Here is a 21,283-nt window from a genome sequence, read left to right on the forward strand (position 1 = left end):
GACTTGCATGAATATCGACAATCGCATCAAGTTTCGCCACCTGCTGTGCTTTCTCGAAGTGGCGCGCCAGGGCAGCCTAGCGCGTGCGGCCGAAGTATTGGCGATTAGCCAGCCGGCGGTGTCGAAGACACTCAAGGAGTTGGAGGATGTTCTCGCCGCCAGCCTGTTCGACCGTAGCAAGCAAGGCGTCGTGCCGACCGCCGCAGGGCAGGCCTTTCTGCGCTACGCAGGGCCTAGCGTGCAGGCCCTGCGTGAAGGTGTACGCAGCCTGCGGACGGGTGAGCACGAGGCGGGTGCGGTGCGTCTTGGCGTGTTGTCTACGGTGGAAAGCTCGTTGCTGCCGGACGTGGTGCGGCGCCTGCATGAAGAGCATGCGGCGCTTGTGGTGAGCGTGGTGACCGGCCCTAGTGCTCACTTGCTTGACCAACTGCGGGTCGGTGCGTTGGATCTGGTGGTCGGGCGCATGACCGACAGCCCGCAGATCGAAGGGTTGACTTTCGAACACCTGTACAGCGAACCCATGATTCTTGTGGTGCGCCCCGGCCATGAACTGCTGCAGGCCGACTTGCGTGACCGCAGCCGGCTGGGCGATTACCCGGTGGTGCTGCCCCTGGCTGGCACCACTATTCGCCGCTATGCCGACAGCCTGTACGTGCAGTGCGGCATCGCCCTGCCGCAACAGCGTCTGGAAACCCTGTCGGTGGCGCTTAGCCGGCGTTACGTACAAGCCAGTGATGCGGTGTGGATCGCGCCGCAGGATGCTGTGCGTCAGGATCTGGCCCGTGGCGATCTGGTGGCGCTGGAATTAGGCCTGCAGGAGCCGGGCGGCTCGGTAGGTATCTGCAGCAACCCGGCCACACCGCTGTCACTGGCTACCCAATGGTGTTGCGAGGCGCTGCGCGCTGCTGCTGAGGACTACCGTGCGGAGACTTATCCATAACCTATTGGTTATGGATTTCTCGCATCTTTTCAATTTTCACTAACGCTTCTCTGTTGGAAACTGTGGCCCTGCCTGCGCCTGCAGGCCGCTTCATTCATTCCAACAAGAGGAGATCGACATGTCCGATGCGGAACAGAGTCGCTTCATTATTCGCGACCGCAACTGGCACCCCAAGGCCTTGACCCCCGACTACAAGACCTCCATTGCCCGCTCGCCGCGCCAGGCGCTGGTGAGCATTCCGCAGTCGATCTCGGAAACCAGTGGCCCCGATTTCTCGCACCTGAAGATGGGCGAGTACGACAATGACCTGCTGCTCAACTTCAATACCGGCAGCCTGCCGATCGGCGAGCGCATCATCGTGGCCGGCCGGGTGGTGGACCAATACGGCAAGCCGATTCCGCACACCCTGGTGGAAATGTGGCAGGCCAACGCAGGCGGTCGTTATCGGCACAAGAACGACCGTTATCTGGCGCCGTTGGACCCAAATTTTGGTGGCGTCGGTCGTGCCCTGACCGATAGCGAGGGCAACTACAGCTTCCGCACCATCAAGCCCGGCCCGTACCCGTGGCGCAATGGCCCGAACGACTGGCGCCCGGCGCATATCCACTTCTCCATCAGTGGCCCGTCTATCTCCACCAAACTGATCACCCAGCTGTATTTCGAAGGCGATCCGCTGATCCCGATGTGCCCCATCGTCAAGTCGATTGCTAACCCAGAAGCGGTGCAGAGCCTGATCGCCAAGCTCGACATGAGTGCGGCCAATCCGATGGATTGCCTGGCCTATCGCTTTGACATCGTGCTGCGTGGGCAGCGTCAGACTCACTTCGAGAATCGCTGAGGAGCCTCGCACATGCCTATTCAATTGTTACCGGAAACCCCTTCGCAAACTGCCGGCCCTTACGTACACATCGGCCTGGCTCTGGCTGCTGCCGGCAACCCGGCTCGCCCTCAGGAAATCTGGAACGAAATGGCCAAGCCGGGGGCTCCCGGCGAGCACATCCTGCTGCTGGGCAACGTCTATGACGGCAATGGCCATCTGGTTAAGGACTCCTTTTTGGAGATTTGGCAGGCTGATCATCAGGGCAGTTACGACAGCGACTTCGACCTGGAAAAGCCGTTCAACAGCTTCGGTCGTACCGCTACCACCTTCGAGGCTGGCGAGTGGACCCTGCATACCATCAAGCCGGGTGTGGTGAAGAATGCTGCCGGTGTGCCGATGGCGCCGCATATCAACGTTTCGCTGTTCGCCCGCGGTATCAATATCCACCTGCAGACGCGCCTGTACTTTTCCGACGAAGCCGAAGCCAACTGCAAAGACCCGGTGCTCAACCTGATTGAGCAGCCGCAACGCCGGGAAACCTTGATTGCTCAGCGCTGCGAGGTCGACGGCAAGCTGGCCTATCGTTTTGATATGCGCATCCAGGGGGAAGGGGAGACGGTGTTCTTTGACTTCTAGTTGCCCGGCGGTGGATCAGTTGATCCGCTGCCACTTAGATGTCGCGCTGGCGACCCGAGGTTACCGGGCTGACGGCGCACAACAGGCAGCCATTGACCATCTCGGTCAGTGGCTTTCTGCATTTTTGCAGCCTCGTAGGCGCTGGTCGCGCAGTCGTGCTGCCGGGGTTTACCTGCATGGTGGAGTGGGCCGCGGCAAAAGCTTTGTGCTGGATGTGTTCTTCGCCGCCGCGCCATTGGCGCAGAAGCGCCGTGTGCATTTTCATGCCTTTTTGCAAGAGTTGCAGCAGCGTATGGGGGGCTACGCCGGCCAGGCCGATCCATTAGCTCGGGTTGCTGAGGAAATCGCCGGACAGACGCGACTGCTGTGCTTCGATGAATTTCATGTGCACGACATCGGCGATGCTGTGCTCCTCGGCCGCCTACTCAAACTCTTGGTGCGGCAAGGCGTGGGGCTGATTTTTACCTCTAATTACCCGCCGGCCGGATTGTGTCCTAATCCTCTGTACCACGGGCGCTTCCAGCCCGTCATTGCCTTGCTGGAGCAGCGCTTTGATGAGCTGCAACTGGACGCAGGCTACGACTACCGGCAGGGCTCAACCCAGTCATGGGGGCACCTGTGCTGGCCGGTGCAGGAACAGGATGACTGGCTGGGCGATCAGCTGGGTTTGAGCTGCGCGGCAAAGCGCGACTCGAACTTGTTGGTCAATCTGCATCCTCTGCGCTTGCGTGGCCATGAGGGCGCGCGGGCCTGGATGGATTTTTCCGAGGTGTTTCGCCGCCCGCGCTCCAGCGCTGATTACCTGTGGTTGTGCGCTGAGTTCCGTGAGCTGGCCATCGGCGGCGTTCCGCGCCTAGCGGGCGAGGGCATCGATGTGCAGCAACGCTTCCTGAACTTCATCGACATCGCCTACGACAGTGGTATTCAGCTGTTGCTCGGTTGTGCCACCGGCCTCGACGAGCTGTGCCCCCGTGGCACGCACAGTGATTTGTCACGTACCCATAGCCGCCTGCAGCAGTTGCAGGTGCTTTCGCTGCTACCTGTCTCCGGTCTTGCAGAGAAGGGCATGGCTTGTGGCAGAGGGTAAACGGCCTCGCCTTGTGAGCGAGGCCGTGCCGGGTAGCCCCCTTGCAGTACCTGACCAGTGACTTGAGCGTGGCTACCTACGGCGGCGCAACGTTAGACGTATGCTCAAACCAGAGCAATTGCGATTATCGAACTATGGTTCGATAATCGCGCATAATTTTGCAGCACTATTTCCCTCGAAGCACGCACAGGACCATAACAATGAGCGAAGAATCGCCTCTGCCACTGTCGACCCTGGCACCGCCTATCGTCGCTTCCCCGGCTAAACGCATCGAAGCGTTGACCGGTGATCCGAACTTTATGACTTCGCTGGCACGCGGCCTGGCGGTGATCCACGCGTTTCAGGAGCGCAAGCGTCACCTGACCATTGCGCAGATCAGCCACCGCACCGAGATTCCCCGCGCCGCCGTGCGCCGTTGCTTGCATACGCTGATGAAACTGGGCTACGCCACCACTGACGGGCGCACCTATTCGCTGCTGCCCAAAGTACTGACCCTTGGCCATGCCTACCTGTCGTCGACGCCGCTGGCGGTCACTGCTCAACCGATTCTCGACCGCCTCAGCGAACAGCTGCACGAGGCGTGCTCCATGGCCACCCTGGAAGGTGACGAGATCCTCTATATCGCCCGCTCGGCGACGCCGCAAAGGCTGATCTCTGTTGACCTCAGTGTCGGCAGCCGACTGCCGGCTTACTGCACATCCATGGGGCGCATCCTGCTCGCTGGTCTCGATGATTTAGCCCTGGACGACTACCTAGAGCACGCCGATCTGCAGATCAAAACCAGTCGCACGCTCCATACGGTTGAAGATTTACGCGCCAACATCACCAAGATCCGCGAGCAGGGCTGGGTGATTATTGATCAGGAGCTAGAAGTCGGTTTGCGCTCGCTTGCCGTCCCATTGAAGGATTCTGCTGGGCAAGTACTGGCGGCGCTCAATGTGGGCGCCCATGCCGGCAGACTTTCCCTGAAAGAGTTAGAGAGTCATTTTCTGCCGGTTTTGCTGGAGGCAAGCCAGGAGCTAAGCGCGCAGCTTTTCCGTTGAGCTGAGCGGAAATATTGGCGTGGGCGGGTGAGGGGTTCATGCGAACATCTACTGTTCGTTTATCGAACAGTAGATCGATTATCGGATTGTTTGCTTGCCGGTCGGAGAGTACTTTTTCTCTAACCAGCGTGTTGCAACGCCCCGATAACAATCGAGATCACCATGGCTGACATTATTTCCCTGCGCGAAGCCGTTGAGCGCTTCGTTCACGATGGCGACACCATCGCCCTCGAAGGCTTCACCCACCTGATTCCCACTGCCGCGTCCCACGAGTTGATCCGGCAGAACAAGAAAGACCTGACGCTGGTGCGCATGACCCCGGACCTGGTCTACGACCTGCTGATTGGTGCCGGTTGCGCCAAGAAGCTGATTTTCTCCTGGGGTGGTAACCCCGGTGTCGGCTCGCTGCACCGCCTGCGTGATGCGGTGGAAAAGGGCTGGCCGCACAAACTTGAAATCAGCGAGCACAGCCACGCTGCCATGGCCAACGCCTACGTTGCTGGCGCATCCAACCTGCCGTTCGCCGTACTGCGCGGCTACCAGGGTTCGGATCTGGTCAAGGTCAACCCGGACATCAAGTTCATCGAGTGCCCGTTCACCGGTGAAAAGCTGGCTGCCATTCCAAGCGTGCGCCCTGACGTGACCGTGATCCACGCACAGAAGGCCGACCGCAAAGGTAACGTGCTGATCCAAGGCATCCTCGGTGTACAGAAGGAGGCCGCCCTGGCCGCCAAGCGTTGCATCGTCACCGTCGAAGAAATCGTCGACGACCTGCAGGCGCCGATGAACGCCTGTGTGCTGCCGACCTGGGCCCTCAGCGCCGTTTGCGTGGTGCCCGGTGGCGCCCATCCGTCCTACGCCCACGGCTACTACGAGCGCGACAACCGCTTCTACCAGGCCTGGGACCCAATCGCCCGCGACCGTGAAACCTTCACCGCCTGGATCGACGAGTACATCCGTGGCACCGAGGATTTTGCGCAATACCAGGCGAAAGTGAACGGAGAGGCCAAGTGATGAGCGACTTCAACACCAATGAAATGATGACCGTGGCCGCCGCTCGCCGCCTCGGTAATGGCTGCGTCTGCTTCGTCGGTATCGGCCTGCCGTCCAAGGCCGCCAACCTGGCGCGCCTGACCCACGCCCCGGAAGTGGTGCTGATCTACGAATCCGGCCCGATTGGCGCCAAGCCGACCGTGCTGCCGCTGTCCATCGGTGACGGCGAACTGGCCGAGACCGCCGATACCGTGGTGCCGACCGGCGAGATCTTCCGCTACTGGCTGCAGGGCGGGCGCATCGACGTTGGCTTCCTCGGCGCGGCCCAGGTCGACAAGTTCGGCAACATCAACACCACGGTGATCGGTGATTACCACGCGCCGAAAGTGCGTTTGCCGGGCGCCGGTGGCGCGCCGGAGATCGCCGGTAGCGCGAAGAAAGTGCTGATCATCCTCAAGCAGGGTCATCGCACCTTCGTCGACAAGCTGGCTTTCATCACGTCGGTCGGCCATGGTGAAGGCGGCGACCACCGCAAGCGCCTGGGCCTGCCGGGCGAGGGGCCGGTGGCGATCATCACCGACCTGTGCGTCATGGAGCCGGAAGCCGGCAGCAACGAATTCATCGTCACCTCGATGCACCCGGGCGTGACCCGCGAGCAGGTGATTGAGAACACCGGCTGGCAGATTCGCTTCGCTGACGTGGTGACCACCACCGACGCGCCGAAAGCCGAGGAGCTGGCGGCCCTGCGTGACCTCGAAGTGCGCACTGCCGCTGCCCACGGGCAGAAGGGGAGTGACGAATGAGCCGCGACGTATTTATCTGCGACGCCGTGCGTACCCCAATTGGCCGCTTGAACGGCGGCCTGTCCGCCGTGCGTGCTGACGACCTGGCGGCGATCCCGCTCAAGGCGCTGATCGAGCGTAACCCGCAGGTCGATTGGTCGGCGGTCGAAGAAGTGTTCATGGGCTGTGCCAACCAGTCCGGCGAAGACAACCGCAACGTCGCCCGCATGGCGCTGCTACTCGCTGGTTTACCAGCCAGCGTGCCGGGCGTGACCCTCAACCGCCTGTGTGCCTCGGGCATGGAAGCGGTGGGTGCGGCTTTCCGTGCCATCGCTTCGGGCGAGATGGAGCTGGCCATTGCCGCCGGCGTCGAGTCGATGACCCGCGCGCCTTACGTGATGGGTAAAGCCGACAGTGCTTTCGGTCGTGCGCAGAAGCTGGAGGACACCACCCTCGGTTGGCGCTTCGTCAACCCGACGATGAAAGAGCAGTACGGCGTCGACCCGATGCCGGTGACTGGCGATAACGTTGCCGAGGACTATGGCGTAAGCCGTGCCGACCAGGACGCTTTTGCCCTGCGCAGCCAACAGCGCGCAGCCGCAGCCCAAGAGGCCGGTTACTACGCGGAGGAAATCATCCCGGTAGTGATCAAGACCAAGAAGGGCGAAATCATCGTCGACACCGACGAGCATCCACGCGCCGACACCAATACTGAAGGCCTGGCCAAGCTCAAGCCGGTCAACGGTGCCGATAAAACGGTCACCGCCGGCAATGCCTCGGGTCTCAACGACGGTGCCTCGGCGATGATTCTGGCTTCCGCCGAAGCGGTGCAGAAGTACGGCCTCACGCCTCGCGCCAAGGTGCTGGGCATGGCCAGCGGCGGCGTGCTGCCGCGCGTCATGGGCGTCGGTCCGGTGCCAGCGGTGCGCAAGTTGCTGGCGCGTCTGAACCTGGACATCCAGGCTTTCGACGTGATCGAGCTGAACGAAGCCTTCGCCGCCCAAGGGCTAGCGGTGACCCGCGAGCTGGGGATCGCCGACGACGATGCGCGAGTCAACCCGAACGGCGGCGCCATCGCCCTCGGTCATCCGCTGGGCATGAGCGGCAATCGTCTGGTGCTGACTGCTGTGCACCACCTGGAGAAAACCGGCGGCCGCTACGGCCTGGCGACCATGTGTGTAGGCGTCGGCCAAGGCCTGGCGCTGGTTATCGAACGGGGGTGATCGTCTCCGGTCCGAGCGCGGTCTGTGCCGTGCCCGGCCAGGATTTTTTCAGCAGTGGGTTCCGTGCACCGGTTATTGGGGCTCGGAAACCTGGCCGACAGGCGGATCTGCTGTTGTAAGCGCTGGCCTGCGGAAGGCGACTGCGATACAACGACTTACTTTTACGAACAGCGGAGCACCGGCTTGAATAGCCCAAGCAACCAACTCTTCGATGCCTACTTCACTGCACCGGCCATGCGCGCGATCTTCTGTGATCACGGTCGCGTGCAGGGCATGCTGGATTTCGAGGCTGCACTGGCTCGCGCCGAAGCCCATGTCGGGCTGATTCCCGCCGAGGCTGTGGCGCCTATCGAGGCCGCCTGCAAGGCCGAGCTGTACGACTTTTCTGCCCTGGCCGTAGCCATTGGCAGCGCCGGTAATTCGGCCATTCCGCTGGTCAAAGCGCTGGGCAAGAAGATCGCCGCCAGCGCTGCCGAGGCCGAGCGCTTCGTGCACCTCGGTGCGACCAGTCAGGATGTGATGGACACGGGGCTGGTGCTGCAACTGCGCGCTGCCATTGCGTTGCTGGAGCAGGATCTGACCGAGCTGGCAGATGCACTGGCGGCACAGGCCCAGCGCCATGCCGACACCCCGCTGGCCGGCCGTACCTGGCTGCAACATGCCACACCGGTCACCCTGGGCATGAAGCTGGCCGGCATGCTGGGTGCGGTCACTCGCCACCGCCAGCGTTTGGCTGAGCTCAAACCGCGCCTGCTGGTGCTGCAGTTTGGCGGTGCCTCCGGCAGCCTCGCCGCCCTCGGCGAGCAGGCCATGCCGATCAGCGAAGCGCTGGCTGCCGAACTGCAGCTGCATCTGCCTGAACAACCCTGGCATACCCAGCGTGATCGTCTGGTCGAGTTCGCCAGCCTGCTCGGTCTGGTCGCCGGCAGCCTGGGCAAACTGGGTCGCGATATCAGCCTGCTGATGCAGACCGAGGCGGGCGAAGTATTCGAGCCGGCCGCACCGGGCAAGGGTGGTTCTTCCACCATGCCGCACAAACGCAACCCGGTCAGCGCCGCCGTGCTGATCGGCGCCGCCACCCGTGCGCCGGGGTTGGTTGCCACCATGCTGGCAGCGATGCCGCAGGAGCATGAGCGCAGCCTCGGCCTGTGGCATGCCGAGTGGGAAACCCTGCCGGAGCTGTGCTGCCTGGTCTCCGGTGCCCTGCAGCAGGCGCTGCTGGTGGTGCCGGGTTTGGAGGTGGATGCCGAGCGCATGCGCGCCAACCTCGAACTGACCCAGGGCCTGGTGCTGGCGGAGGCAGTGAGCATCGTCCTTGCGCAGCGCATTGGCCGCGATGCCGCCCACCACCTGCTGGAGCAATGCTGCCGCCAAGCGGTGCAGGAGGGCGCCCACCTGCGCGCCGTGTTGGGTGCGAATGCCACTGTCGCTGGGCAACTTTCCGCCGCCGAGCTGGATCACCTGCTCGACCCGGCCCACTACCTCGGACAGGCGCGGCGCTGGGTCGAACGCGCCGTTGCCGAACACACAATTTTTTCGCGCTAGGAGCGTTACATGCCTGTCGTACAACTTGCCGATGGCGAACTGAACTATTTATTGGAAGGCCCGGCCAATGCGCCGGTGCTGGTGCTGTCCAACTCCCTGGGCACCGACCTGCACATGTGGGGCGTGCAGATCGCCGCCTTCACCCAGCACTTCCAGGTGCTGCGTTACGACACCCGCGGTCACGGCCAGTCGCTGGTCAGTGAAGGCCCCTACAGCATCGAGCAGAACGGGCGCGATGTGCTGGCCATGCTGGATGCGCTGAGTATCCGCCAGGCGAGCTTCTGCGGCCTGTCCATGGGTGGGCTGATAGGTCAATGGCTGGCAATCAACGCCCCCGAACGCATCGAGCGTCTGGTGTTGTGCAACACTGCCGCCAAGATCGGTGCCCCGGAAGTGTGGAATCCGCGTATCGAAACCGTGCTGGCTGGCGGCGCCCGCGCCATGCGAGACCTGTGCGATGCCTCGATCTCGCGCTGGTTCACCCCCGAGTTCGCCGCAGCCGAGCCGGGCAAGGTCGAGCCGGTGGTTGGCATGCTCGCCGCCACCTCGCCGCAGGGTTACGCCGCCAACTGCGCTGCGGTGCGCGATGCCGACTTCCGCGAGCAGGTCGCCAGCATTCAGGCGCCGACCCTGATCGTCTGCGGTACAGCCGATGTAGTGACGACTCCGGAGCATGGCCGCTTCATGCAGGCGCGCATTCGTGGCGCTGAGCTTGTCGAGTTCCACGCCGCGCACCTCTCCAACGTCGAAGCCGGTGACGCATTCACCCGGCGCGTGCTGGATTTCCTGACGGCCTGATCGTCGTTTTCTCGTAGGAGCGAGCTTGCTCGTGGACCTAAGCGTTTCGTGAGCAGACCCGCTTCCACGCCCCCAAATCGAGGATGTTCCGATGGACGAAAAACAACGCTACGAAGCCGGCATGCAAGTACGCCGCGCCGTGCTGGGCGATGCTCATGTGGATCGCAGCCTGGAAAAACTCACGCCGTTTAACCAAGAGTTCCAGGAAATGATCACCCGCCACGCCTGGGGTGACATCTGGACCCGCCCGGGCCTGCCACGCCACACCCGCAGCCTGATCACCATCGCCATGCTCATCGGCATGAACCGCGAAGGCGAACTCAAACTGCACCTGCGTGCCGCCAAGAACAATGGCGTGACCCGCGACGAGATCAAGGAAGTGCTGATGCAGAGCGCGATCTACTGCGGCATTCCGGCGGCCAACGCCACCTTCCACCTAGCTGAAGAAGTGTGGGATGAAATGGGGGTAGAGTCGCTCTAAATGGGTGAGCTAATCAGCGAAAACGGACTACGTCAGCGAGGAAGGTGCGCGTTTAACGCCATGAGGCAGATTTCTCGGAAGCAGTATTTAGAACAGCGAAAACCGGAAGCCTTTAGCCCCGGATTCGCACAGTGAAGAGCTACTAATACTTGGCGGCGGCAAAAACTGAGTGCAACACCTGACCTTTCCGGTACGGTGCTGCCCCTATGTCTTATACCGAACTCAGCGTTGAAGAGCGCGCCACCATTCAAATCGGTCGTACCCAAGGCTTCAGCCTGCGCAGGATTGCCTGCTTGATCAACCGATCCCCTTCGACCATCAGCCGTGAGCTGCGCCGTAACCGAGGTGCTTGCGGTGGCTACTCGGCCCGCCTAGCCCAGCAGCAAATGCAGGCCCGCCGCCAGGTTTGTCGACCGATGCGAAAACTGTTGCCGGGTAGCGAGCGCTTCGAACTGGTGACCCATATGCTGCGTGAGCGTTTGTCTCCCGAGCAGATTGCCGGCAAGCTGCGCAGCATGAACATACCCAACCTGCGAGATGCCTACGTCTGTCGCGAGACGATCTACAACGCGATCTATGCCCTGCCAGTGGGTGAGCTGCGTAAGGAGCTGATCATCTGTCTGCGCCAAGGCAAGACGACGCGCCGGCCGCGCTCTGGTGGCGTGGATCGGCGCGGCCAGATCCCCGAGATGGTCAGTATTCATGTGCGCCCGCCGGAGATTGAAGACAGGCTGATGCCGGGGCATTGGGAAGGCGACCTCATCAAGGGTAAGGCCAACGCCTCGTCCGTCGGTACGCTGGTGGAACGCACCAGTGGCTACCTGATGTTGGTGAAGATGAACGACGCGACGGCGACTTCGGCACTGGAAGGCTTCAGCGCCGCGCTCAATAGCATGCCGCTGGAGATGCGCAAGAGCATGACTTACGACCAGGGCCGGGAGATGGCGCGACACGCCGAGATCACCCAAAGAACCGGCGTGGCGATCTACTTCTGCGACCCGCACAGCCCCTGGCAGCGCGGCAGCAACGAAAACATCAACGGCCTGATTCGCCAGTACTTGCCCAAGGGCACAGACCTGTCGGTACATAGCCAGGAGAAGCTGGACGCCATTGCGCTGCAACTGAACATGCGACCGCGCAAGCGCTTCGACTTCAAATGCCCCATCGAGGTGATGGGAGAGGTCATGCAAAACTCCATGGCAATGCGGCATGATGCTCCGGCTTCAATTCAATAACCGTGTTGCACTCAGCTCCTGCAACCGCCAAGAGACACCTTTCACCCGTCGCGACAGACTGCTTTGGGTCGAAAGCGGTCTGTCGCGAGTGACCATTTCCGCACCATAGCGTAAGTTGACGCTCCAGTAGGACCGGCTAATGGGTGTCCCCGATGTCAGGGCTTTGCCGTCAGTGCCTGATAGAGCTCCCAGGCACCACGCTCGACCCAACACTCGGACAGCCGGCCGTCCCGGACTTTCCAGATAGTGTTGCTGCCGATGCATTTTTGACCCACATGCCGGAATTTCATTGCCCCAGTATCGAATGCTGAACTCGTTGTTGCATTTCACTTTTAAGACTGCTGGGTTGGGTCAGCATAGCGTCGGCACCCGGGTCAAAAATGCATCGGCGGCAACAATCCGAGGCGATTGCTGTCGAAAAACTCCGGCATGTAGGCCTGGGTGAAAAGCTGACGACGTTTCCATCGCGTTTGCCGGGTGGGCAGCAGCAGCGGATGGCGATTGCACGCGCGCTGGCGATGTCGCCGGATTACATGCTGTTCGATGAGGTGACGGCCGCGCTCGATCCGCAACTTGTCGGTGAGGTACTGGATACATTGCGCATGCTGTCTCATGAAGGGATGACCATGATCGTGGTCACCCATGAAATGCGCTTCGCCCGCGAGGTTTCCGATCGTGTTGCCTTCTTCCATAAAGGGAAGATTCACGAGTTAGGAACTCCCGAGCAGATCTTCGACCGTCCGGAAAAAGCTGAAACGGCAGACTTTTTACGCTCGGTGCTCTGAAGATCACGCTCTTGCAATGAGAGCGGCGAATCCGCGGTTATCGGCTGATGCCGTAACCGCGGTTGTGGCGTGTCGGATGTTCTTGATGCCTAAAAGCGAAACGTAGAGCGCAGCATCAGTATTTGCGAGTTGTTGCCGCCGGCGCTTTTGATCGCCGAACCGATGTCGTAGAACAAATAGTCGAGGTCAACGGAAACGTTAGCGGTCGGCGTCCAATTGGCGTTGGCCTGATACAGGGTGCCCAAGCGTTTTCCGCTGCTGGCGGTTGTTCCGGGGGCTGTGGTCATGCCTGGCAAATAGACGCCGTCATCGTTGCTTTCTCGCCAGGCAGCAAATATGCCCGGTTCGAAACGGAACTTGTTGAAGGGAGAGAACCTGAGTGTCGGGCCTACCAGAATGATGTTCGACAACGTTGTCAGGCTGGCCTGACCGTAGAAGGCGTTCTTGGGAAACAATGGGTCGAAAGTACCGGCCTTGTGATCGCCATCCTTATCACCGCTCGCGGCATCGACACGCAAACCCAGACGCGCTTTCCAGGAACCCGCAAAGGTATAACCGCTGTCGCTGGAAACCGCCCAGGCGTCGATGTCGGCGCTGGCCATATGACCCACCTGCTTCATCAGATCCCAGCTCCAGTCGAATTTATTCCATGTGCCGAACAACCGCGTGCCGAAGGTGTAGCGAGTGTCCTCTCCGGTAAAACCGTCGAGCTTGCGCTGCTCTGTTTCCAGGCCAAAGGCGTACAGATCGGCTTTCAACACGCTGAACAGGGGCAGGGTGCCATAGAGCCCGTAGAACTTTTGCTGATGATTACTTGGGTCGTTGAACGAGCCATTGTCTCTGCTAACCACGGGTCTGGTGGCGAACGCATCCAGCTTGTAACCATCCTTTGCAATCCAGCTCAGGCGCACACCATCAAACACCTGCCGTATGTTGGGGGTTTCGCGATAGGTCACCAGTACCTGATTACCGTAAGCCATCTCCTGCCGACCGACCCGCGTTGTCAATGTGCCGCTCTGGTAGTGAAGATTGCCGTCGATAAAGGCCTGTTGTATTTCATTACGGCTCTGATCGGAAGGGCTGGGCAAGTCCTTACCCCATGTCCGAGTATTTTGTAATTGGATAAAGGTGCGCAGGCTGTCGTCGAATAAGTGCAGGTCGACATGTACTTGCGCACGTTGCATTAAATAAGAGTCGTCCTTTATTCCGCGCAGGCCGAACACCGGTTGGTCCGCCGCATCGGCGCGATAACGCAGTTCCGCTCCGGTCTGCAGCCAGGCAGAGTCCGACAGGCGCTGAAAACGCAATGTATCGAACGGGTCCGTGCGTTTTGCCGGGTTATCGAGAAAGCGATAATCCTCCACCCAACGCGCAGGTCCCGGACGCATAGGGCGGGATACCTCAAGGGGCGAAGGCTGCGTGGACTGAACCTCTTGGGCCTGAGCGGTCGACAGGACCGTTTGGACGAGAGCGATAATGGTCGGCAAGTGGAACGAGTAACGCTTCAGTGTTGTGCTGAACATCAGATGACCCCTGTTTTTTATTGTTCATAGGGCAGGTAGACGCGCGCGGGGATGCCTCAACATGAAGTTGAATTCGCGTCGATGTTGTTCCGGATTAAACGTTTCGATGCTTTGGAAAGAAGCACTCTGCGTTTGCGTTGAATAAAGAGTGGGTTGTTTTCAAGGGACGTAAATCCTTATTCATCCCTTGGCGAGCTTTCATTGTAGTTGTCGAGTTGTCTCGTTCGTGTTTAAAGCGTGTTGCTGCCATATCGTCGACCGAGAAACAGTACAAGTAACCCGGCGACCAACATCGGCACGGCCATGGCATAGAAAACCGCCGAGGGTGACCAGCCCATACCCAAGGCTGCGCCGACCACGATGGGGCCAGTAATCCCGCCGATCCGCCCGATGCCCAATGCCCAACCGACTCCGGTCGAACGTATCGGCGCCGGGTAGAAAACCGCCGCCAAGGCAATGAGGCTTTTTTGCCCGCCGCTGATGCAGCAGCCTGCGAGGAAGTTGGCGGTCAACAGCATCCACAGCGGGCTTTTGAACGCCAGACCGGTCAATGCAACGCACACGAATCCGACGAGATAAAGAATGCCCAGGGTTTTGTAGGCGCCCAACCGGTCCATGGAGGGGCCGGTAATGAACGCAGCCGCGATACCGCCCACGGTGGTCAGGGTGGTAGCCATCACCACGGTGCTCATTGGGTAGTTGAGCCCCGTCATGATTGATGGCAACCAGCTTTGCAAGGCGTAGAACTCACCCAGGTTAATCGCGAACACCAGCCATAATAGTACAGTGCCCAATACCCGATCACGGGTGAACAGACTGGCGAGTGCTCCACGTTGCCCTTGCCCTTGCTCGAGGGCGTCGACGATGAATGTCGGCTTCTCCTGTCGTGCAACGGCTGGGTCTATTTTTCGGAAAATTTGCAGGATTCGCTCGGCTGCCACCTTGCGATGGATCATGAACACCATGGATTCCGGCAGAAAACGAATCAGTACGGGTACCAGCATCAACGGCGCCAGGCCTCCGATCCAGAACATCGAGCGCCAGCCGTAGTGGGGGATGAACCAGTTCGCCGCCAGGCCAGCCGCGATGAACCCGAGGGAAAAACCGCAGTAGATAGCCAGAACAAAGGTTGCACGAAAGCGTTTGGGGCTGTATTCGCCGGTCATGGCGATCGCACTTGGGGCTGCGGCGCCCAGGCCGACTCCGGTGATAAAGCGCAGGATCATCAGCTCGGTCACGTTGTTGGCCCATACCGATGCCAAGGTGCAAAGGCTGAAGACAATGGTGCTGACTATGATTGCTTTCTTATGCCCAAAGCGTTCGGACAGCGGGGTAAGCACCAGATAGCCAATCATCAAACCAGCGAGCGACGAAGAAAACATCGGTCCCAGCATATGCCTGGGCAGGTTCCATTCACTGGCTATATAAGGCGCCATGTAACTAATGGCTTGGGTATCGAAGCCATCGAGGAACATGACAAGGCCGCACAGAATGATGACCACGTACTGAAACGGACTCACGGGTCGTTCATCCACGAACTGCGGAAGCTGCAAGGGCTTTGATTCGGGCAACATGGTTTTTCCTCATGGCCATTTTGGCCTTTTTTGTTTTTATTGCGTGCACGCAGGCGGAGAAATAACCGCCTATGAAGGCGGCTGGATCTCTCCAGAGGGCACGAAGGCGTCGCAGAAGAACGCGTCGGGCGACAATTGGCCTTCGGCAGTCAGGTCATTGAGCGCCGCGGTTGTCATGACTGGATTACCGCAGGCATACACTTGATAGGCGCCTAGGTCGGGGTAATCCTCGAGAACCGCGCGGTGCACCCAACCGGTACGGCCGGACCAGCCGGGCTCGGGCTCGGAAAGCACCGGGGTGAAGCTGAACCCCGGCAGGCGCTTGGACCATTGTGCCGGCAGGTCGCCCAGATACAGGTCGTCGCTGCTGCGTGCTCCCCAGAACAGGTGCATAGGTCTTGAGCCTCCGCGTTTGATCTGGTCTTCGATGATGGATTTGAGCGGCGCCATGCCCGTACCGGTGCCCAGCAGGATGACCGGATGGTCGACCTCTTCGTCCAGTGAAAATTCGCCATAGGGCAGCTCGACGTTGAGCGTGTCTCCTTTTTTCAACCCCGCCAGCACGCCCTCGGAAAAGCGCCCTCCGGGAACATGGCGAATATGCAGTTGCACGCCATCGCTCTCATGCGGCGCATTGGCCATGGAGTAGTTACGGCTGTCGCCATCCTCCATCAACACTTTCAGGTATTGACCGGCCTGGAATTTGGCGCGCACACCCGAAGGGAAGCGTAGGTGCAGAACCACGACATCGGCGTTGGGGCGGGTAAGGCGATGGACCTTGGTGGTAATGACCTTGCGCACCGGCGCCGCGCGTTGAACGATGCGTTTGGGGGCGATTTCCACCGGCGAGCACGGGCGCGCCTGACACAGCAGCACCCCCGTGGCAGGCCCGCGTGCGATCCCTTGTCCGCGCACTTGCAATTCCCCGGCGATCAAGCCGCCTTCGCAGGTCGAGCACACGCCCTTGCGGCAGGAGTAGGGGATCGAAAACCCCGCCCGCTCGGCAGCATTCAGCACTGTCTCGTCGGGCTCGCAGGGAAAGACAATGTCCGATCCAGAGACTGTTACGTCGAACGTCATGCCAAAACCTCCTGGCTGGAAAGAGCCGCGCCACCTACCAAGCGCAACGCGCGGATCACCGCTTCGGGATCGGCGAGGTTTTTACCGGCGATATCGAATGCCGAGCCGTGGCCCACGCTGGAAAAGATCAGGCCGGCACCGATGGACAGCGCCGAAGCGGTACGCCCGGCCAGCAGTTTGATCGGGATGTGACCCTGGTCGTGATACATGGCAATAAAGGCGTCATAGCCATTTTGGCCGAGCATCAGATCGGCGCCGACCGGCCCATGGGCATCGATACCCCCCTGCCGCAGGCGCTCGACGGCCGGGACAGTTATCTGCTGATCGTCCTGACCGAACAGGCCGTTTTCACCCGCATGAGGATTAATGCCGAAGACGCCAATGCGCGGAGCATTGATGCCCAGCGCGTGGAGTGCAGAAACTGCTGCATGACCTGCGGCCACCACCAATTCGGGTGTCAGCCTGGCCAATGAATCGGCCAGGCGCTCGTGCAAGGTGACGTGGACGATCCGCATCCCCGCACCGATCAGCATCAGAAACACACGGTCGGACTCGACGCCTACCAGTTTGGCCAGCAGATTTGGGTAACCGGAAAAATCGATGCCGGCGGCATTGATCGCTGTCTCGGAATGCGGACACGCGACAATGCCGCGTGCCCGGCCCAGGCTCAGACCCACCACCACCACTGCGGCAGACAAATAATCCACCGTGGCAGCACCTGCCGAGGCATTCACTTGCCCAGGCACGAAAGCCTCGGACGCCAGGCTTTGTACGGGCAGCATGTGGATCACTCCCGCTTCTGCCGGTGCGGTGCCGTCAGTCTCTTTGACTCGCAGGCCAACGTCCTGCGCATAGGCTTCGACGACAAACCGATCGCCGACAATGATCGGATTCAACTCGGGTTCATTCTGCAGAGCCGCGACGGCTTTGACAGCGACTTCCGGGCCGATGCCGTTGGGGTCGCCGATGCTCAAGAGGATTCGCGATGCGGGCAGGCTCATAGCGGCAGCGCCAGCAGCGTGTCGATGCGTGAGCTGTCGCACACCACGGTTCGTTCAGCCAACATGGCTGTCTCGCCGTCGACCCTGTAGCAATCGATATAGCGGCCGGAGACGAAGTTCTCGGTCGTGCCGTCGCGCATAATGCGCAGCACCAGGAATGCAGTCTCGCTGCGCACCAGGTTGCCGTTGCATTCCAGGATCACCGGCTGATTGAGCATATGGCGGTAGCTGTGCCGCTCGTAGATATTGGCGTCGCGCAAGGCGGATACCCGGTCAATCAACATTCCGCGGTTGTCGGCCCAAATCATGCCGGCGGGCAATCCTTGTCGGTAGTTATCGGCAGTGGTAACGGTATACAGGCACTTCTCCAGGAAAAACTCCGGCCATGCTTCAAGCGGGCCTTCGTCGATGCAGCGGGCATATAGGGCTTGAGTCTGGCTGATCAGTGCAAAAATATTATGCGTCACGAATGATTCCCTCTTCATAGATCCATGGCTGCGCGATAGGCCTTCCAGAAACCACGGATAGACGCTTCGGTAATCCGGCTATCACTCGATTCGGCGTCAATCCCGCCCATTTCCAGCACCGCGCTGTGATTGGACGCGCCAGCGATGCCTCGCTGGACAAAGCCCCCTACGCAACCATCTTCCATGGAGATATAGCCAGCGGGACCGACAAGGTTGGCCTGCTTCAGACGCGTCAGTCGTTGTTCGGGCGTGTCGTCTTCAAAGCCCAGGTAGGTCCAGTTGAGCTGAGTCGTTTCCACGCCCCGTGGCAGCACTTGGCGGACTGCGACCGAATTCTGGATCTGTTGCAGTACGAAGCAGGGGAAGATCGAAAGGATTTGCAGCGTTACGTCATCACCGACTTCACTGAAGCCTTCGAGCAAAGAGGGGTCCTGCAGCTGATAGGCGCTGTCGGAGCGGATGCTTTGTTCTGCATAGGAGGCATCGCGCTCGGCCTGACGTTCGGCTTCACGGTCGATGGCCGAGTAGCTGACGTGATGTCCGCCGCTCTCATCAACGATGATCGCGCCGCGCTGGGACAGGCGGTTGATCTCGAAGGTGGTGAAGAACAGATGCAGGATACTGGCGTGGTACGAGTCTTTGACGTTCTCGATGTACAGCTTCCAGTTGTTGGGCAACATCTGGGTGAAACGGCCCAGAACCACTGGCTTGCGTCCGCCGAGAACGCGCTCAATACGGCTGAGGATTTCCTCGCCCAGGTACTCTTCGATATCGGGCACGTCATCGCTGAAGCTGCCGAACACCAGGCCGTGAACAGTCGCTACGCGCAGCTTGCGCGGGCCGTGTTGTTCCATGCAGAACGAAGGCGCCATGCCGCCATTACCCTTGATGCCATCCTTGAAAGCGATGCCGGTCAGATCGCCTTGCAGGTTGTAACTCCAGGCGTGATACACGCAGGTGAAGTCTTTGGCTTTACCACTGTCCTCCAGGGCAAGGAGGGCGCCACGATGCGCGCAGCGATTCTCGAAGGCGTAGAGTTCGCCGTCGCTGTCGCGGGTCACGACAATCGAGGTCTCGCCAATGAAACTGGTCTTAAAGTCGCCGGGCTCGGGAATCTCAGCCTCGAGGCACAGATAATTCCAGTGAGGCCCCTGGAACAGCCGCGTCTGTTCATCCTTGTACATGGCAGCGCTCTGAAAAGCCCAGTAGGGCACACGGGTCAATCCATCGGGCCACTGCGGGTTTTCAGGTACTCGATCAGTAATGATGTTCATTCTTTCTCCCGGATCAGATCCTCACGGCTGCAGAAAAATGTTCTTTCCGGCAAGCACATGGTTGACATGAGGTTTTATTTTTGTTCGAATAGCGAACATTGTTTCATTTCTCGAACAATTAGAGCGTTGGACAATTATGGTTGTCAAGAAAAATACGTCCGCTGATGGTGTAGATGTGCGCGCGCCGGAAGGTATGTCGGGCCTGGCAAAGGGCCTGGCAATCATTGAAGTGTTCGGTTTGGAGCACTCGCAGTTGACGGTATCGGACGCGGCGGCACTGACCGACACCACCCGTGCCGCTGCCCGCCGATGCCTGCTTACTCTGGTGGATCTGGGCTATCTGACCCATGATGGAAAGCACTTCAGACCTACGCCTCGGTTCTTGCGACTCGGTGCGGCGTATCTGGATGCAGCGCCGCTACCGCAACTGGCGCAGCCATATTTGGCATCGGCCCGTGAAACGCTCGGGGAATCGATTTCCTTGGCCGTATTCGAAGATGGCTGGTCGGTATTCGTCGCCCGTGCCGAGACAGCAAAAGTCGTGACTACCGGCGTACGCCTTGGTGCACGTCTACCGGCCTATGGCTCGGCAACGGGGCAGGTCTTGTTGGCAGGGTTGAGCGACGAAGAAATCCGCAGCTACCTGACTCATCCTCCGTCGCCGACCACGGCTCACATGATCGTCGACCCGAAAGTGATCATGGACAGGATCGAGCAGGCACGGATCGAAGGGTTTGCTTTTACCGATGAAGAGCTCGAGTTGGGGATGCGTTCAATGGCGGTGCCGGTGAGAAACGCCCAAGGTAAAGTGGTCGCCGCTATGAGTGTCAGCACATTTACCGCACGTTTGACCCTTCAGGAATTACGCGATCAATGCCTGCCGGTGCTCCAGCAGAACGCTGCCTTGCTTGGGTGTATGCTTTGAGTGCGCCAGTTACCCTGTAGTCAGAGTGCGAGGAAGAGAGCATGGGGTACTCGCCGTGCGCTTGCGTGAGCGCGGGATGAGGCGAGGAAGAGTATGCACTTGGCCTCGTTTGTGGTTGCCATAGACCAAAATTGGATGTTCGACTATGCAGTCCTGACAGCTGCTACACGGGGTATGACCGCTCTTGGCCGATCTCTGCCTGTCGCGTCTCTGCCGCCAGCTGGTCAAGTCGGATGCAAGCGGCTGGTCAAATAGGTGCAATTGCGCAATCACGTCCAGGAACACGCCAGGTCGGCCGGTGGCCTATTCCCGATCCCGCGCCGGCAGGTGTCGATAGAGGGTTGGCAACGATACCCCGATGGACATGGCCACCTCCTTGGCGTCCATCCCGTTGCTCAGCAGTGTCTGCGCCGCCTCGGTCTTTGCCGGGGTCATAACCGTTGGCCTGCCCCCGACCTTTCCGCTACGCCTGGCGGCTTCAAGGCCGGCCCTTGTACGTTCCAGGATCAATTCCCGCTCCATTTCAGCCATAGCGGCAAGGACGTGAAAGAAGAAGCGGCCAGCGGTGCCTTTGGTGTCGATACCGTCTGTGAGCGAACGAAGATCGACCTTCCGCGCATCGAGGTCGGCAGCAAGATCAACCAGTCCTTTCATTGAGCGGCCAAGGCGATCCAGCTTCCACACGACGAGCGTGTCACCCTCGCGGGCGAAAGCCAGTGCATCCGTCAGGCCGGCGCGGTCTAGCTTCTTCCCGCTAGCCTTATCGGTGAAAACCTTGTCGCATCCCGCCGCCTGTAGCGCGTCGAGCTGGAGGCGTAAGTCTTGATCGACAGTTGAGACGCGGGCGTAGCCAATCAGCATCAGGTGGTCACCTGGTTAGCGGTCTGATCGAGCAGCGCGAAATAGTGCTTTAGCACCTCGACCGACACCCCGTTGATGCCAGTTGCCCCGATGGATTGGGAATAGCTAATGGTCTCGCGCAGTTCGACTTGCTCAGATCTCAGGTTTTTTTCAAGCAGGACAGTTTGGGTCATGGTCTTTTCTCAAATCGCGGTTTCCCGAGAGTATTTG

Annotated in this window: 21 protein-coding genes and 1 pseudogene; 14 read left to right on the forward strand and 8 right to left on the reverse strand. The window is 60.1% G+C overall.

Going from position 1 to position 21,283, the window contains the following annotated elements; genetic code table 11:
• Positions 1 to 7: 7 nt before the first annotated feature.
• The 13 genes and pseudogenes from pcaQ to N1078_RS16900 all read left to right on the forward strand — a co-directional run.
• Positions 8 to 940, forward strand: a complete 933-nt coding sequence (pcaQ, locus tag N1078_RS16840; protein ID WP_208218924.1) for a pca operon transcription factor PcaQ — start codon at positions 8 to 10, stop codon at positions 938 to 940.
• A 118-nt stretch (positions 941 to 1,058) separates the two neighbouring features.
• Positions 1,059 to 1,778, forward strand: coding sequence for a protocatechuate 3,4-dioxygenase subunit beta (gene pcaH, locus N1078_RS16845; RefSeq protein ID WP_208218922.1), 720 nt, complete (start codon positions 1,059 to 1,061; stop codon positions 1,776 to 1,778).
• A gap of 12 nt (positions 1,779 to 1,790) precedes the next feature.
• Entirely contained in the window at positions 1,791 to 2,396 is a 606-nt protein-coding gene (pcaG, locus tag N1078_RS16850; RefSeq protein ID WP_208218920.1) for a protocatechuate 3,4-dioxygenase subunit alpha, read from the forward strand.
• Positions 2,386 to 3,483 carry a cell division protein ZapE gene (gene zapE / locus N1078_RS16855; RefSeq protein WP_274089281.1) on the forward strand — a complete coding sequence of 366 codons (1,098 nt, stop codon included), beginning with the start codon at positions 2,386 to 2,388 and terminating at the stop codon, positions 3,481 to 3,483. Before pcaG ends, zapE begins: the two co-directional genes overlap by 11 nt.
• 200 nt (positions 3,484 to 3,683) lie before the next feature.
• Complete coding sequence (locus tag N1078_RS16860) at positions 3,684 to 4,526, forward strand: IclR family transcriptional regulator domain-containing protein (protein WP_208218913.1); 843 nt, start codon at positions 3,684 to 3,686, stop codon at positions 4,524 to 4,526.
• A gap of 162 nt (positions 4,527 to 4,688) precedes the next feature.
• Positions 4,689 to 5,540: a CoA transferase subunit A gene (locus tag N1078_RS16865; protein WP_208218912.1), complete on the forward strand. Its 852-nt coding sequence runs from the start codon at positions 4,689 to 4,691 to the stop codon at positions 5,538 to 5,540.
• On the forward strand, positions 5,540 to 6,322 hold the full coding sequence (locus N1078_RS16870) for a CoA-transferase subunit beta (RefSeq protein ID WP_208218911.1): 783 nt from the start codon (positions 5,540 to 5,542) through the stop codon (positions 6,320 to 6,322). Before N1078_RS16865 ends, N1078_RS16870 begins: the two co-directional genes overlap by 1 nt.
• Complete coding sequence (gene pcaF / locus N1078_RS16875; protein ID WP_208218910.1) at positions 6,319 to 7,524, forward strand: 3-oxoadipyl-CoA thiolase; 1,206 nt, start codon at positions 6,319 to 6,321, stop codon at positions 7,522 to 7,524. Before N1078_RS16870 ends, pcaF begins: the two co-directional genes overlap by 4 nt.
• 183 nt (positions 7,525 to 7,707) lie before the next feature.
• Positions 7,708 to 9,069 carry a 3-carboxy-cis,cis-muconate cycloisomerase gene (locus N1078_RS16880; RefSeq protein WP_208218908.1) on the forward strand — a complete coding sequence of 454 codons (1,362 nt, stop codon included), beginning with the start codon at positions 7,708 to 7,710 and terminating at the stop codon, positions 9,067 to 9,069.
• A gap of 9 nt (positions 9,070 to 9,078) precedes the next feature.
• The gene (gene pcaD / locus N1078_RS16885; RefSeq protein ID WP_208218906.1) at positions 9,079 to 9,867 is read left to right on the forward strand and encodes a 3-oxoadipate enol-lactonase; all 789 of its coding nucleotides are present in this window, start codon (positions 9,079 to 9,081) and stop codon (positions 9,865 to 9,867) included.
• A gap of 91 nt (positions 9,868 to 9,958) precedes the next feature.
• Positions 9,959 to 10,348: a 4-carboxymuconolactone decarboxylase gene (pcaC, locus tag N1078_RS16890; protein WP_208218955.1), complete on the forward strand. Its 390-nt coding sequence runs from the start codon at positions 9,959 to 9,961 to the stop codon at positions 10,346 to 10,348.
• A 206-nt stretch (positions 10,349 to 10,554) separates the two neighbouring features.
• On the forward strand, positions 10,555 to 11,583 hold the full coding sequence (locus N1078_RS16895; RefSeq protein WP_003283602.1) for an IS30-like element ISPsp7 family transposase: 1,029 nt from the start codon (positions 10,555 to 10,557) through the stop codon (positions 11,581 to 11,583).
• 389 nt (positions 11,584 to 11,972) lie between these two features.
• Positions 11,973 to 12,368, forward strand: a pseudogene (locus N1078_RS16900) (ATP-binding cassette domain-containing protein); the annotation flags it as partial.
• 89 nt (positions 12,369 to 12,457) lie between these two features.
• Here N1078_RS16900 and N1078_RS16905 read toward each other — a convergent pair.
• The 6 genes from N1078_RS16905 to N1078_RS16930 all read right to left on the reverse strand — a co-directional run bounded on the left by N1078_RS16905 (position 12,458) and on the right by N1078_RS16930 (position 19,287).
• The gene (locus N1078_RS16905; protein ID WP_103444221.1) at positions 12,458 to 13,891 is read right to left on the reverse strand and encodes an alginate export family protein; all 1,434 of its coding nucleotides are present in this window, start codon (positions 13,889 to 13,891) and stop codon (positions 12,458 to 12,460) included.
• Positions 13,892 to 14,121: 230 nt separating this feature from the next.
• A complete protein-coding gene (locus N1078_RS16910) occupies positions 14,122 to 15,465 on the reverse strand; it encodes an MFS transporter (protein ID WP_103444220.1) in 1,344 nt (447 codons plus the stop codon).
• 69 nt (positions 15,466 to 15,534) lie between these two features.
• Complete coding sequence (locus N1078_RS16915) at positions 15,535 to 16,545, reverse strand: 2Fe-2S iron-sulfur cluster-binding protein (RefSeq protein WP_103444219.1); 1,011 nt, start codon at positions 16,543 to 16,545, stop codon at positions 15,535 to 15,537.
• Positions 16,542 to 17,546, reverse strand: a complete 1,005-nt coding sequence (locus N1078_RS16920; RefSeq protein WP_274089282.1) for a PdxA family dehydrogenase — start codon at positions 17,544 to 17,546, stop codon at positions 16,542 to 16,544. Before N1078_RS16920 ends, N1078_RS16915 begins: the two co-directional genes overlap by 4 nt.
• Complete coding sequence (locus N1078_RS16925; protein WP_103444837.1) at positions 17,543 to 18,013, reverse strand: aromatic-ring-hydroxylating dioxygenase subunit beta; 471 nt, start codon at positions 18,011 to 18,013, stop codon at positions 17,543 to 17,545. Before N1078_RS16925 ends, N1078_RS16920 begins: the two co-directional genes overlap by 4 nt.
• A gap of 14 nt (positions 18,014 to 18,027) precedes the next feature.
• Positions 18,028 to 19,287, reverse strand: a complete 1,260-nt coding sequence (locus N1078_RS16930) for an aromatic ring-hydroxylating dioxygenase subunit alpha (RefSeq protein ID WP_103444217.1) — start codon at positions 19,285 to 19,287, stop codon at positions 18,028 to 18,030.
• A 136-nt stretch (positions 19,288 to 19,423) separates the two neighbouring features.
• On the opposite strand from N1078_RS16930, the gene N1078_RS16935 reads away from it, so the two are divergent.
• Positions 19,424 to 20,212 carry an IclR family transcriptional regulator domain-containing protein gene (locus tag N1078_RS16935; protein WP_103444216.1) on the forward strand — a complete coding sequence of 263 codons (789 nt, stop codon included), beginning with the start codon at positions 19,424 to 19,426 and terminating at the stop codon, positions 20,210 to 20,212.
• Between the two features lie 303 nt (positions 20,213 to 20,515).
• Here N1078_RS16935 and N1078_RS16940 read toward each other — a convergent pair whose 3' ends face one another.
• Positions 20,516 to 21,073, reverse strand: coding sequence for a recombinase family protein (locus N1078_RS16940; RefSeq protein ID WP_274089283.1), 558 nt, complete (start codon positions 21,071 to 21,073; stop codon positions 20,516 to 20,518).
• Positions 21,073 to 21,246: a hypothetical protein gene (locus N1078_RS16945; protein WP_274089284.1), complete on the reverse strand. Its 174-nt coding sequence runs from the start codon at positions 21,244 to 21,246 to the stop codon at positions 21,073 to 21,075. The genes N1078_RS16940 and N1078_RS16945 overlap by 1 nt, the downstream gene beginning before the upstream one ends.
• Between the last annotated feature and the right edge of the window lie 37 nt (positions 21,247 to 21,283).

This window comes from Pseudomonas sp. MIL19 (assembly GCF_028680365.1).
GTDB lineage: Bacteria > Pseudomonadota > Gammaproteobacteria > Pseudomonadales > Pseudomonadaceae > Aquipseudomonas > Aquipseudomonas spirodelae.

Bases quoted from the DNA above. Each gene is read 5' to 3' on its own strand.
- pcaQ (WP_208218924.1), top strand. From the start codon at position 8: ATGAATATCGACAATCGCATCAAGTTTCGCCACCTGCTGTGCTTTCTC.
- pcaH (WP_208218922.1), top strand. From the start codon at position 1,059: ATGTCCGATGCGGAACAGAGTCGCTTCATTATTCGCGACCGCAACTGG.
- pcaG (WP_208218920.1), top strand. From the start codon at position 1,791: ATGCCTATTCAATTGTTACCGGAAACCCCTTCGCAAACTGCCGGCCCT.
- N1078_RS16860 (WP_208218913.1), top strand. From the start codon at position 3,684: ATGAGCGAAGAATCGCCTCTGCCACTGTCGACCCTGGCACCGCCTATC.
- N1078_RS16865 (WP_208218912.1), top strand. From the start codon at position 4,689: ATGGCTGACATTATTTCCCTGCGCGAAGCCGTTGAGCGCTTCGTTCAC.
- N1078_RS16870 (WP_208218911.1), top strand. From the start codon at position 5,540: ATGAGCGACTTCAACACCAATGAAATGATGACCGTGGCCGCCGCTCGC.
- pcaF (WP_208218910.1), top strand. From the start codon at position 6,319: ATGAGCCGCGACGTATTTATCTGCGACGCCGTGCGTACCCCAATTGGC.
- pcaD (WP_208218906.1), top strand. From the start codon at position 9,079: ATGCCTGTCGTACAACTTGCCGATGGCGAACTGAACTATTTATTGGAA.
- pcaC (WP_208218955.1), top strand. From the start codon at position 9,959: ATGGACGAAAAACAACGCTACGAAGCCGGCATGCAAGTACGCCGCGCC.
- N1078_RS16895 (WP_003283602.1), top strand. From the start codon at position 10,555: ATGTCTTATACCGAACTCAGCGTTGAAGAGCGCGCCACCATTCAAATC.
- N1078_RS16905 (WP_103444221.1), bottom strand. From the start codon at position 13,891: ATGTTCAGCACAACACTGAAGCGTTACTCGTTCCACTTGCCGACCATT.
- N1078_RS16910 (WP_103444220.1), bottom strand. From the start codon at position 15,465: ATGTTGCCCGAATCAAAGCCCTTGCAGCTTCCGCAGTTCGTGGATGAA.
- N1078_RS16915 (WP_103444219.1), bottom strand. From the start codon at position 16,545: ATGACGTTCGACGTAACAGTCTCTGGATCGGACATTGTCTTTCCCTGC.
- N1078_RS16920 (WP_274089282.1), bottom strand. From the start codon at position 17,546: ATGAGCCTGCCCGCATCGCGAATCCTCTTGAGCATCGGCGACCCCAAC.
- N1078_RS16930 (WP_103444217.1), bottom strand. From the start codon at position 19,287: ATGAACATCATTACTGATCGAGTACCTGAAAACCCGCAGTGGCCCGAT.
- N1078_RS16935 (WP_103444216.1), top strand. From the start codon at position 19,424: ATGGTTGTCAAGAAAAATACGTCCGCTGATGGTGTAGATGTGCGCGCG.
- N1078_RS16940 (WP_274089283.1), bottom strand. From the start codon at position 21,073: ATGCTGATTGGCTACGCCCGCGTCTCAACTGTCGATCAAGACTTACGC.
- N1078_RS16945 (WP_274089284.1), bottom strand. From the start codon at position 21,246: ATGACCCAAACTGTCCTGCTTGAAAAAAACCTGAGATCTGAGCAAGTC.